This is a genomic window from Halioxenophilus aromaticivorans (assembly GCF_042850945.1).
GTDB classification, from domain to species: Bacteria; Pseudomonadota; Gammaproteobacteria; order Pseudomonadales; family Cellvibrionaceae; genus Halioxenophilus; species Halioxenophilus aromaticivorans.
In genome coordinates this window covers 560222-573124 of sequence record NZ_AP031496.1, presented here as the reverse complement: position 1 = coordinate 573124, position 12903 = coordinate 560222, and the positions used below count along the sequence as shown (strand labels likewise).

The following is a 12903-nucleotide window of genomic DNA, read 5'->3' as shown; positions in this document are numbered from 1 at the left end:
ACCGCTGTTACTAAATTCAGTCTCAGTTTGTTGGTACGACCAACTTAAACCAGCAGAGCTCTTTAGGATCTATTGATCAGCATATTTTTGTGATTTTACTTAGAAACGCCTTGGGGCTTTTACCTTACCGCCTAAGGGTGCCCAGCCCTACTCCACACCAAACCGCGCAATCAACGGATTATGATCCGAAACCCTAGCCGTATTCACCACCCAGGCATCCTCCAGCGTTAAGCCCCGGTAGAACAAATGGTCCAACCTATGGCGGCCAAAGCGTTTAATAAAATGCGGCTCTCTGTGCTCTACTGCCTGCAGCCCTGCCAAGGCCATTTGCTGCTCTATAAATCGTACCCGCGCTGCGTTCCAGGTATTAAAATCGCCGCCCACTAAGATTGGCCCTGTGTGGTGTTTTATTTGCTCCAACACTCGTGCAATTTCGCTGTAGAAATAGGCATTGGGCACGAAGTTAATGGCGTGGATGTTGGCACACAACAGCGGCTCCCCACCGGCCAGAGCGTGGGTGGTAAACAGGGTGGTTTTGTGGGTTGCCAAACCCAGTTCTTGACGTTGGGTAATAAGGCCGGTGGATTGGTCACATTGCCAGTCAAACAAGGTTTGTACACCAAAGTGTTGACGGGGTGTTTCGATGTTGGCAGAGAACACCCAAGATAAATCGCAGTAGGGTTCCACCATTTCTGGCTGGTAGCGGGACTCTTGGAACAACACCAGGTTGGAGGCCGAGCGATCTAACCAGTGATTTAATAGGTTAGCACAGCTTACAGTGTGGGATAGTTTTGCAACGTTCCAGCATACCACCGTTAGCTGTGGCTGAAAGATCTGCCCTTGGTGGGCAAGGTGCAGTTTGTTTTCATAATTTTTGGGCTTATACACAGCGGCACCACAAACAAAAAACAGGCCCGGCGTTGGCTTACAACGCCGGAGCAAATATGCGCATTAGATTTTCCAATACCCGCCGCAGGTGACTGCGGGAGGGTATTTTTTCTGCGGATTCGGCCATTAGGCCTGCCATCCATTCATCGACTTCTGCCACCAGCCGTGGCGAGGCCACAAAGGTGGCCACCTCATAATTTAAAAATAAGCTGCGGTTATCCAAATTAACGCTACCCAGCAAGGCGGCGTGATCGTCAAACAACACTGCCTTCGCGTGCACCATTACGCCCTCCACCAAATAAAGACCTACTTTGTGCTCGTACAGTTCACTCATAAATGAGGCGCGGGCCAAATCTGCCACCAGGTGGTTAGAAGTTCTAGGGGTAATAATACGCACATCCACGCCGCGGTTTTGGGCGATCACCAATGCCCGGGAGAGAGATTCATCGGGGATAAAATACGGTGTGACTATCCAAAGCCGCTTTTTTGCATCAAATATGGCATTTAGCAGCGCCTCGTAGAGCACATCACCTTTAAGGTCTGGCCCGGAGGGCACCACTTGCACCCGGGTATCGCCCACGCACTCAATGGCCGATTCATCACTCACGGTGAGCGTTTCCTTGGCGGCGTACAACCAATCGGAGGCGAAGATTTTACTGAAGCCCAGGGCCGCCAGGCCATCGATCTCAAATAGAGTATCGTGCCAGCGGTTGTTGTCGGCGGTGGGACCAAGGTATTCGGAGGACAGATTCATGCCGCCGCTAAACACTTTGTGCTCGTCTATTAGATAGATTTTACGGTGGTTGCGCAGGTTGATGTAGTTACGAAACGGTATTTTTAACAGCGGCATAAAAAACACCACCTCCCCTCCGGCCTCTCGCAGGGCCTTAAACGGCCGCTGCCAAAAGTACACGCCAGGGGAGCCTAATGCATCAATCAGTAAGCGCACTTTTACACCGCTTTTAGCCCGCTGGGTAAGCAGTTCTAATAACTGCTGGGTAACGTCGTCGTTTTTAAAAACGTAGGTGGAAAAGTTAATCTGTCGGCGAGCCTGGACTATGGCCTGGGTTAGCGCTTGGTAAGCCTGTTGGCCGTCGGTATAAAAGGTAACGCTTTGCTGAGGAAGGTTTTGTTGCTCGCCCGTTAATAGGCCCTGTATCACCGCCTGATGATTGGCATTATTGGATAAGGCCCCTAGGCTTACATCGGATTTGGTGTAGCGCGAGGCCTGTTTACGGCGGCCAAAAATAAAGTACAAGAATACCGCCACATAGGGCACCATCACCATAAACAACAACCAAGCCACCATGCTGGCCGGGTTTCTACGCTGATACAGCATGTGCAGTAAGGTAGATAGAATCAGCAACTCCCCGCTGATCAGCAAAATATGGTACAGGTAGTAAGACCCGTGATCCCATGACATTTACACTAACTCCTTATTCAATCCTTCTGCACACACTCTGGCGGCCAAGTGTTACTGCCATTGCTTAGCTACCCTTTTTAAGCACAAACTCCCTGCGCACATTAAGGGCTTACACGTGCGTTAACAAGCCGCGCGGCGCTGATGCCTCTTTTATTGGCCCACGGCTCAGCAACAGATGTTATTGTCGCAACCGCCCCATGTATCGCTTATAACGTCCATGGATAGAAAGACAATCCCCAACTACGTTCCCCCACAAGGAAATGTTATGGTGTGGGATTTACCAGTACCACATTAGCAAGAGAGCAAGCAAAGAGACGCTATGATTCCTACCAACAACGACCTCTGGTTTTTACCCCTGGGCGGGTGCGGCGAAATTGGTATGAATATGAGCCTTTATGGCCACGACGGTGAGTGGCTGATGGTGGACTGCGGCATCGGCTTTGACCGAGAAGTGGCCGGCAAACGGGTTATCACTGCCAACTCCGATTTTATTGCCGCCCGCCGAGAACGGTTACGCGGGTTACTCATCACCCACGCCCACGAAGACCACGTGGGCGCGGTGGCCGAGCACTGGCCAGAGCTGCGTTGCCCGGTGTACTGCACGCGCTTTACTGAAGCTATTCTCAGCCGCAAATTGGCCGAGGCAGGACTGTTAGAGCGTGTGCCGATACACGTCGTCAACGCCGGCAGTCAAATCACCCTGGGGAATTTTGAGGCCGAATGGGTAGCCATGACCCACTCCACCCCAGAATCCCAGGGGCTGGTGATCAGCACGCCCCTGGGGTCGGTATTTCACACCGGCGATTGGAAACTCGACCCCGACCCAATAGTCGGCCCGGCCTATAACGCCGCCACCTACCAACGCATTGGCAAGCGCGGCATTTTGGCCATGGTGTGTGATTCCACCAATGCTACCGTGCCAGGCCATTCACCCAGCGAGGGTGAATTATTCCGCGAGCTATTGACTAAGGTAGAGGCAGCCACAGGCCGGGTGGTTGTGGCCTGTTTTGGCAGCAATGTGGCGCGGCTGGTAACTCTGGTGCACATCGCCATGGCGGCCGGCCGCTATCCAGCATTATTGGGGCGCTCGCTGGGCAATTATTACCGCGCAGCGCGGGCGGCAGACCTTTGGAACGCCCAGCGTGAGCCGGTGCCCGCAGCCCATCTGGGCTACCTGCCGGCCAACGAAGTGCTGGCCATTGCCACGGGCAGCCAGGGCGAGTTAGGCTCGGCATTGTACCGCCTAGCCAACGGCAACCACCCCGATCTGGACCTCACCCCGGGTGACACGGTGATTTTTAGCTCTCGTGTTATCCCCGGTAATGAGCGCGAGCTGGCCGTGCTGGACGCAAAACTTACCGCCATGGGCGTTACGGTGATTCACGAACAAGACAACGAGCCACCCATCCACGCCTCCGGCCACCCCGCCCGCGATGAATTAAAAGCCATGTACCAATGGATAAACCCCAGCATTGCCCTGCCGGTTCACGGTGAGCCGCATCACTTAGATGCCCATGCCGCACTGGCAAAACAATTGGGCGTGCCGGTTCAGCTTAACGGCCGCAACGGCGATTTATACCAATTAGCCGGTAAGCCCAGCATAAAGCGCGGTGCTGTGAACACAGGCCGCTGGGAGCTACGCCGTTGAGAGTAAGCCGCCTTTGCCGTGAGTGCGTATCGCCTAGGTGGCAATCGTCAGTTAATTAAAAGCCAGAGTGCAAACCGGCGCCGTTTGCGCTAGACATAGAATAGCAATACCGCAGCTACGCCCCAGCAATAACACACTGCTCGATTAAAATTTATGATATTTGTTGTAATCGCCCTTATTGTTCTCGCCGCTATTATTTTGCCCGGCCTGTGGGTGAAACGGATACTGGCCAAATACAGCACCCCGAAAGATCGCTATGCCGATAAGGGCACCGGCGCAGAGCTGGCCCGCCATTTATTGGACCAAAATAATTTGCAGCACGTTGGCGTAGAACCCACCGAAACGGGCGACCACTACGATCCACTGACCACCACGGTGCGCCTCACCAAAGACAAATTCCATGGCCATTCACTGACGGCCATTACCGTAGCCGCACACGAAGTTGGCCACGCAATTCAACATGCCCGCAACGAACACCTGTTCCGCAACCGACTGCGCCTGGCAAAACTGGCCGCCACCGGGCAAAAAGTGGGCAGCGCAGTAATACTGGTTGCACCGGTGGTTACGGTACTGGCCCGCTCACCCGCTTTAGGCGCACTTTGTTTAGCCATTGCCATCGGCTCCATGTTACTAAGCACGCTGGTTCACTTTATTACCTTACCGGTAGAACTAGACGCAAGCTTTGGCAAAGCGCTGCCAATGTTAAAACAAGGCAATTACCTCCACCCAGGCGACCTACCCCACGCCAACAAAATACTCAAAGCCGCTGCCCTAACCTATGTGGCAGCCTCCCTGGCGAGCTTATTAAACCTTGGGCGTTGGCTGGCGGTACTACGGCGCTAGGCAAACCAGCGACAAAACAAAAAAAGAAACAATGACTGAGCTGTTTTAAACCACCAAATTATTTTCACCGCTACTTAGAAAAACTCTTTTTTGAATTAGGAAAGGATATTTATTTCTCTAACTTTGATGATAGCTAGTAAACGCGATTTTTAGTGGTAGGAGCTCAATGAAAGCAGCGGCATCGACAAACGCACTGCTACGCTGCTGTTTTTTCCGCCCACTAGTGCGTGAGAAATAAAATACAAATACAGCGCCTCGCCCTCTTGGTTTAAATGCACTTTATCGCGCAGTAACGCTTGGGGCGGTAGATTTGTTTCGTAAAGATATTGCCGCCAAGCCAGGCGGCTGTCGGCGATTACAAAGCCGTGGTCCGCAGCGATTGCTGGCAGATGTTGCCAGGCCATGGTATCGCTCCAGGATTGAGTGTCGGGCTGTGCACTGATGTGGTCGGTTAACAGCAGCACCCGGGCTTTGGTTTCTTGATGAAACCGAGCCATCAATTCATTGTAGGCAATATGACTGCCGTAGACGTGAAAAATTACCAGCTGTGGCCGAAAGGGTATTACGTCTTTGGCAAAATAATCCACCGGCTGTGCAACACCACCGGCACGCCAGGGAATTTCACCGGTGAGGCATTGCGCAACGCAGCCACCGCGCGCGGCGTTGCGCACCTCAAACTCACAACCATCGCGAGTACTTTGTAGCTGCTGTTTAATGGCCTCGGCCGAGAACTGCTCCGCAATACTCTGCCCCCAAATCAACACACGCACAGGGGATTTTTGCCGGCACCAACGTTTAACTTGGCCTGCGGTTACCAGCTTGGGAGTTGCTAAAAATGACTCCAAGCCAGAATAATCCCCCGGCGAGCGAGCGCCGGGTTGCTGTACGGCCAGCCATTGGCTTTTAGGCGTAAAACAACCCACCAGCAGTGAAGCAGCGGCGGCCACTAGTACGGTTTTTATCCGCATACTTATACCTGAGGCCTGCCTGCCGAATTAGCCTGTAACGTTAATCCGCCAAGTTGATCCAAGTAGCTTTAACCTCGGTGTATTTTTCCAACGCATGTAGGGATTTATCACGCCCGTTGCCGGATTGTTTAAAGCCGCCGAAAGGCGCGGTCATATCGCCGCCGTCGTAGTAATTCACCCAAACCGAGCCGGCTTTTAATCCTTTTGCCACGCGATGGGCGCGAGCCAAATTGGATGTCCACACGGCAGCGGCTAAACCGTATTGCGTATCGTTAGCGATGGCCAGCGCTTCTTCTTCGGTGTCGAATCCAATGCAAGTTAACACTGGGCCGAAGATTTCTTCCTGAGCGATGGTGAGCTTATTTGTGCCGGCATCAAAAATGGTGGGCTGTACGTAGAAACCTCCGGTATCCACCAGCGACTGTGCGCCACCGTGCAATAACGCGGCACCCTCTTGCTTACCCACATCTATGTAGTTCAGCACTCGTTGCATTTGGCTTTCGTCCACCAGCGCCCCCATTTGTGTGGCTGGGTCTAATGGGTTACCCGGTTCCATGGCACGCGCTGCCTCGGCAACACTCGCCATAAACGAGTCTTTAATACTGTTGTGCACCAGTAAGCGAGACGCAGCCGTGCACACTTCACCCTGGTTAAAAAAGATGGCACTGGCCGCTGCTTTGGCGGCTTTATCGAGGTTCGGCGCATCGGGAAATATGATATTGGGGCTTTTGCCACCGCATTCCACATAGGTACGCTTCATATTGCTCAGCGCGCCCACACTGAGTAAGTGCTTACCCACCGCGGTTGAGCCGGTAAACACCAAGCCGTCTACGTCGGGGTGTTGGGCCAACGGTTCGCCGGCGGTTTTACCGTAACCGGTAATTACATTGAGTACGCCAGCCGGTAAGCCCGCCTCCAGTGCAATTTGACCAAGCCTCAACGCGGTGAGGGGTGATTTTTCCGAAGGTTTTAATACCACGCAATTACCCGTGGCTAAGGCTGGAGCGATTTTCCAGCACGCCATCAACAACGGAAAATTCCACGGAACGATGGCAGCAATAACGCCTAGTGGTTCGCGGGTTACCATGCCGAGTTCATCGTTGGCCGTAGGTGCCACTTCGCCATAGACTTTATCTATGGCCTCTGCGTGCCAGCGTATACATCGCACACTTGCCGACACATCTACCGCCAGGGCATCGCTGATGGGCTTACCCATGTCCAGCGTTTCTAGCAAGGCCAATTCTTCGGCGTGAGCACTCACACACTCGGCAAAATGCAGCAGACATTTTTTACGCTTGGCCGGGGCCAACATAGCCCAGCTTCCTTCGTCAAACACAACGCGGCTATTGGCCACAGCTTGGTTGACGTCTTGCTCATCACAATCGGGAATGGCGGCCAAAATTTTGCCGTCAATGGGACTGATGCAATCATAGGTTTTACCGCTCAATGCGTGGCGGCTTTGTGCGTTGATAATAATGCGGTTTGGAATCAATATGGCTTCTGCCTGTGATTGCCAGTATTGTAGATCGCTCACGATCACCTCTTTTGCTCGTCCGAGGGGCGTCAGTGGTCAACGATGTTCGACACTGCGACTAGAGCACAGTTATCTGCCTCGTTGAACCGGTTAACCTCAAGGTAATGTAACCAAAATGTAAAAACTGTCTACCCTGAGGCGGTGTTTTTCTTAGAGCCTGATATGATCCGCTTGTTCGTGCGTATTAACAACATATTTAGCGGGCACTATACCCATGCCCGTCGAAAATAGGCCCCGGAGAGATCTCAGCAACTGGCTGGCTCCTCTGACTAAGACCCTAGCGTGAGCAAACGCTCACTTTACTCATTAAAATGTCGACTTTGATAGACAAACCGGCCTGTTCTAGAAAAGTAAATGACTTATCCACTGTTAATACTTACGAGTGATAAAGCTTAAAATTTATTGCCAATAACGTTGTTTGTTCTGTACGTTTGTATTATTCGCGTTAGACCAGCCTTTTAAAGGTTAGGCGCTGTTCGACGACGCCTCAGCGGCGCAAACATGTAATTATGCAAAACAGCAAAACAGCAAAACAGCTATAGAAAATTTACCGGAATAAAACGCAATTGCATAAGCAATTGATTCCCGAATATCAAAAGCCATTTCGGCGGCATGTGTGTTTAGGCTTTCGCTAACAGACCGCGTTAAGGCCCAAACAACTCGCTTAAAAAGACAAATACAGAATACCGGAGTTCAGCAGGACAATACCGAGCAACCAAACTACGCAGAGCGGTAGTTCACTTTTACAGGCAGGGACGCAACCATTCTTACAGAACCATTACACTCAAATTCCCAACGATTATTGCTTTACGCGGAGCATGCTAGCTGCCGTCTGCAGAAAATACCTCTTAGCTGCAGATACTGCCACGGCAAAATAATTACCTACTTCTTTTTAGCGCCCAATAAAAAAACAAACTGTGGTTAAAACGATATGCCAAACAATGCAATTGAATTATCCCTTAACCGAAGCACTGCAAACACTTCACAGATCAATGGCGACAGCTTAAGCGAGAAAATGAACAAGCCCAAGAAACTACCCACCCTCCTACTGAGCGCACGCAGTAGTTTTTTGCCACACCTACGCACGGCATTACAGGATTTTGGTTTAAGCGAGCAGCAATGGCGCATTATTGAAGCCCTGCAAGAGCACCCTGGTTGCTGTTTCCACGAGCTGGTAAAAATGACCTGCATTCTCGGCCCCAGCTTATCGCACCTAGTTGCTAAGTTAGAAAAGTTAAGCCTGCTGAATCGTTGGCAAAACGAAACCGACCAGCGTAGCAAAAGGTTAGCCCTTACCGAAGAAGGCAATAAACTCTACGAATTGGTAAACTCCGAGCTGGATCGCAGTTACTATCATCATTTACATCACTGCCTAGATGGCCATGAGCTCGACCAACTGATGAAATTACTGAATAAAATTGTGAAAAAGCAAGGCGGCCACACGTTTTAATTTTGGTTTTCTCGACATAAAAGAAGTAAGCGTTAGGTTCCAATAATACGGGCGGTAACCGTCTGAATTTGCTCGGCCACCCACCGGTGCAAAGGCGAACTTTCCGTTCTAAGATGGCTTACCAAGGCATAGTTAATAGAAAAATCACCAAACGGATTGAACTGTAACCAAGTTGTGCCACGGGTGATCATGGCATCCAGCGAGAGTACTTCTGGGATAGGCAAAACGCAGTTTGTCCGCCGCACCACCTCCACGGCAGAAGCCACGTGAGACGTCTCAAATACGGTGTTGGCCTCGGCGATATGCCGCTTAGCCACATCTATATTGGCCAAAAACTCCAATTCATTGGCATCGGGCAATATCAGCCGCACAAACTTGAGCTGCTTCATATCCACATCTTCTGGCCGCCGACCAACCAACGGGTGCCCTTCCCTCACCATTAGCCCTTGCGAGGTTTTAAACAGCTGTGCCGGTTTAAACTCGGCTGGGTAACGCTGGTGTTGCATATGGATGGCAAAATCCAGCTCGCCTGTGGCTAGGCGGTCTAACTGGTGTTCCACACGGTTTAGAGCTTGCAACTTTACCCCTGGGGCGTGACGCTGTAGCAGCTCGATCAGAGGTGGCAATAATAAGATACCGGCGTGCTCACCCATGGCCACGCGAATCACTGCTTTGGTTTTTTCTGGGTGGAATATGTCTGGCGTAATCAAACCCTGCATAGCGGTGAGTACGGCAGGCAGGCGCTCTTTTAATTGCAAGGCTTTGGGCGTGGGCACCATGCCATTACTGGTGCGAGTAAACAGCGGATCGTCGAATTGGTCGCGCAGCCTACCCAGCGCCTTACTGACCGCTGATTGCGTTAGGAATAGGCGTTTTGCCGCCCCAGAGACACTGCCCTCCTCTAGCATCACTTGCAAAACCACTAACAGGTTTAGGTCGATTTGGGCCAGCGTTTTGAGATCCACATTCCTACCAAAGTATGAGGTCGAACGGTTACATCACCGTCAACTAAAATGAATTATATTCATCTTGCGTCGGAAAATATACCATTTGCGGAATAAGGTTGCGCGCACTAATCTTACACACATATCACTTCCAACGTGAATCGATATGTCGCAGCAGCTGAACCTGCTGAGATTCAAGTTTGGCCGAACTGATCGGCCATGAGAGTTTGTCACTCCCGCTAGCAAAAATATGTTAACCCGCCTAACAGCGGGTTTTTTTTGCTCTAAATTTACCCCCCCTAAATTTAACCCCCCAATGCAAAAAGCCCCCGAAGTTTCCTTCGAGGGCTTGCTGAAGCTATGGCCTAGCGCGTATTAGGCTTGCTCAAATGGGTGGCGCAGGACAATAGTTTCTACCCGGTCTGGCCCGGTTGAAACGATGTCAACCGGCGCTCCAATCAGCTCTTCCAAGCGATTGATGTAATCGCGGGCGGCCTGGGGCAACTCATCCAGTGACTTGGCGCCAAAGGTCGTTTCGGACCAACCTGGCAATGTTTCGTACACGGGCTTCACACTAGCCCAGCCGTCGGCATCGCAAGGCACAGGCATGGCATTGCCATCGGCATCTTGGTAGCCCACACAAACATTTACTTCTTCCAAGCCATCCAGTACATCCAACTTAGTAAGGCAGATGCCGGTGATGGAGTTAATGCGGATGGCGTGCTTCACGGCTACCGCATCAAACCAACCGGTGCGGCGCTTCCGGCCGGTGGTGGCTCCGAATTCATGGCCTTTTTTGCCCAGGTATTCGCCAATCTCACAGGCCAATTCAGTGGGGAAAGGACCAGAGCCCACGCGGGTGGTGTAGGCCTTGGTGATACCTAGGACGTAATCCAAATACAGCGGGCCAAAGCCGGACCCTGTAGCGGTACCGCCGGCGGTGGTGTTGGAGGAGGTTACAAACGGGTAGGTTCCGTGGTCGATGTCTAACAAAGAACCTTGAGCACCTTCAAACAGAATGCTTTCGTTGTTCTCACGAGCCTCGTGCAGCAAACCGGTAACATCGGCGATGAGTGGTTTTAGTTCTTCACTCCAGGCCAGGGCGCTGTCCAAGGTGGCTTGGAAATCCACCGGCTCGGCACCGAGGTACTCTTTTAACACAAAGTTGTGGAAGCGCATTACTTCGGCCAGTTTTTCGGCAAAGCCTTTCGGGTCGAGAAGATCGCCCAAGCGTAGGCCACGGCGGGCAACTTTATCTTCGTAGGCAGGGCCGATGCCGCGACCGGTGGTGCCAATTTTGGCATCGCCCTTGGCGGCTTCTCGGGCCTGATCCAAGGCAACGTGGTACGGCAAGATCAGTGGGCAAGCAGGCGATAATAACAGGCGTTCTCGCACGGGGATGCCTTTATCTTCGAGCTCTTTCATCTCTTTCAACAAGGCTTCTGGCGATAACACTACCCCGTTACCAATCAGGCAGCGCACGCCAGGGCGCAAAATACCGGACGGTATCAGGTGTAAAACGGTGGTTTCACCGTTGATCACCAAAGTGTGGCCAGCGTTGTGGCCTCCTTGGAAACGAGTTACCCAGGAAACCTGATCGGTGAGCAGATCAACGATCTTGCCCTTGCCTTCGTCACCCCACTGGGTGCCCAAAATAACAACGTTCTTACCCATGGCTTGTCTTTTACTTCTCCGCTACCGGGGCCCAGCGCAACTGGGCCATGTGAAAGTGTGTTTGCTCAGCTAACCGCCCAAAGCGGTGGCTTAAGCACTAAAGTTCAACTAGCTGATACTGCTCGCCTGCACGGGCGAGACGATGGCTGCACTCGGAAGGTGCAACTTCTTGTTGGTTTAGGGCGCAAATCACTCTGCGGCCAGCTTGACGCAGCTCCTGTATGGCTTGCCATTGAGCTGGGTCATCCGAATATGGCGCGAATACCGGTTGTTGCGGCAGGACACCTTTGTTGGCCACCAACAACCGGTTAACGGTGGAAATATCCACGGTGAAACCAATGGCCGGCCGGGCTCGGCCAAATACCTGGCCAATGCTATCGTAGCGTCCGCCGCGAGCAATGGTACCACCAAAGCCAGGCGCAAACGCCGCAAAAACAATGCCGGTGTGATAGTGATAACCGCGTACTTCGCTCAAATCGTAATGCAGTTGCACCTGGGGCCAGCGTTTTTGCACCACTTGGGCAATCGCGGCCATGTCATCAATGGCACCGAATACTGCCGCTGGTGCACCGGCCAATACATTGCGGGCGCGATCCAGTACGGCGATATCACCGGCCAGTTCGGGCAACTCGGCAAACCAGGTAGCGTGTTGCTGGTCGCTAATGTGGGTGCTAATCCAGTTTTGGATATCAGCGGCGGATTTCTTCTGCAGCAGATCAAAAAAAGTTTGCTCTTGACCGGCACTCAATTGAGCCGCTTGTGCCAGCGATCGGTAAACCGCTACGTGACCTAAATCCATGTTCAGCTGGGGCATGCCGGCGGTATCCAACGACTCCAGCAACAGGGATATGACTTCGATATCTGCGTTTAAACTGGACTCGCCGAATAGCTCAATACCGGCTTGAATCGGTGAGCGGGTGGCCAAGGGGGTTTTTGGCTTGGCGTGCAGTACATGGCCCGCATAGCACAGGCGGCTGGTGCCCTCACGTTTAAAACTGTGAGCATCCATACGCGCTATTTGCGGTGTAATATCAGCGCGGATACCCATCATGCGGCCACTGAGCTGGTCGGTTAACCGAAAGGTAAGCAGGTCGATATCTTGACCCAGGCCGATTAACAGTGAGTCGGTGTACTCGATCATGGGTGGGATCACCAGATCATAGCCCCAGCACTGGTACAGATCTAATAGCTGGCGGCGCAGCGCTTCGATACGCAGCGCGGCGTCAGGCAGTATTTCTTCTACCCCATCGGGCAATTGCCAACGGTCGGCGTAACTCATAAACCGCATCTCTTACCGAATTTGGTGTTAAAACTTAAGCAAATAAAGGGCGCCTGCACCCGTTAACATGCTCACCAAACCGATAATGCGCAACTGCCTGTCCGGAGATACCACGGCCTGGGCCATGGCCTGGCGCCAAATGCGAGGGCACAGAAACGGCAAAATACCCTCAATAACCAACACTAGGCAAAGGGCTTGAAGCAAAGTATGCGACATAGGTAGCTTGTTACGAGTTAGTTCGCGTTAGCCAAT

General features: G+C 52.2%; 11 protein-coding genes. 3 read left to right on the top strand and 8 right to left on the bottom strand.

Translation table 11 applies throughout. The features are described 5' to 3' along the window. Positions 1-147: 147 nt before the first annotated feature. Entirely contained in the window at positions 148-888 is a 741-nt protein-coding gene (locus ACGHM3_RS02645) for an endonuclease/exonuclease/phosphatase family protein (protein ID WP_345419609.1), read from the bottom strand. Positions 889-925: 37 nt separating this feature from the next. After that, positions 926-2311 carry a cardiolipin synthase gene (cls, locus tag ACGHM3_RS02640; RefSeq protein ID WP_345419606.1) on the bottom strand — a complete coding sequence of 462 codons (1386 nt, stop codon included), beginning with the start codon at positions 2309-2311 and terminating at the stop codon, positions 926-928. 319 nt (positions 2312-2630) lie between these two features. On the opposite strand from cls, the gene ACGHM3_RS02635 reads away from it, so the two are divergent. Next, entirely contained in the window at positions 2631-3959 is a 1329-nt protein-coding gene (locus ACGHM3_RS02635; protein ID WP_345419603.1) for a ribonuclease J, read from the top strand. Between the two features lie 153 nt (positions 3960-4112). Beyond that, positions 4113-4802 carry a zinc metallopeptidase gene (locus ACGHM3_RS02630; protein ID WP_345419600.1) on the top strand — a complete coding sequence of 230 codons (690 nt, stop codon included), beginning with the start codon at positions 4113-4115 and terminating at the stop codon, positions 4800-4802. A 149-nt stretch (positions 4803-4951) separates the two neighbouring features. On the opposite strand, the gene ACGHM3_RS02625 is transcribed toward ACGHM3_RS02630, so the two are convergent. Together ACGHM3_RS02625 and ACGHM3_RS02620 are read right to left on the bottom strand one after the other, a co-directional pair. Next, positions 4952-5770, bottom strand: a complete 819-nt coding sequence (locus tag ACGHM3_RS02625) for a hypothetical protein (protein WP_345419597.1) — start codon at positions 5768-5770, stop codon at positions 4952-4954. A gap of 40 nt (positions 5771-5810) precedes the next feature. Then, positions 5811-7310, bottom strand: a complete 1500-nt coding sequence (locus tag ACGHM3_RS02620) for an aldehyde dehydrogenase (RefSeq protein WP_390517754.1) — start codon at positions 7308-7310, stop codon at positions 5811-5813. Positions 7311-8235: 925 nt separating this feature from the next. Between ACGHM3_RS02620 and ACGHM3_RS02615 the strand changes: the two genes are divergently transcribed. Further along, entirely contained in the window at positions 8236-8754 is a 519-nt protein-coding gene (locus ACGHM3_RS02615) for a MarR family transcriptional regulator (protein ID WP_345419591.1), read from the top strand. Between the two features lie 32 nt (positions 8755-8786). Here the strand turns inward: ACGHM3_RS02615 and ACGHM3_RS02610 are convergent, their stop codons facing one another. The 4 genes from ACGHM3_RS02610 to ACGHM3_RS02595 form a co-directional block, all read right to left on the bottom strand. Continuing rightward, positions 8787-9719, bottom strand: coding sequence for a LysR family transcriptional regulator (locus tag ACGHM3_RS02610; RefSeq protein WP_345419588.1), 933 nt, complete (start codon positions 9717-9719; stop codon positions 8787-8789). Between the two features lie 354 nt (positions 9720-10073). Then, positions 10074-11372 (bottom strand): adenylosuccinate synthase, encoded by a 1299-nt coding sequence (locus tag ACGHM3_RS02605; protein WP_345419585.1) that lies wholly within the window; start codon positions 11370-11372, stop codon positions 10074-10076. 97 nt (positions 11373-11469) lie between these two features. Further along, positions 11470-12651, bottom strand: coding sequence for an ATP phosphoribosyltransferase regulatory subunit (locus tag ACGHM3_RS02600; RefSeq protein WP_345419582.1), 1182 nt, complete (start codon positions 12649-12651; stop codon positions 11470-11472). Positions 12652-12678: 27 nt separating this feature from the next. Then, positions 12679-12867, bottom strand: a complete 189-nt coding sequence (locus ACGHM3_RS02595) for a DUF2065 domain-containing protein (RefSeq protein ID WP_345419580.1) — start codon at positions 12865-12867, stop codon at positions 12679-12681. Positions 12868-12903 lie beyond the last annotated feature (36 nt).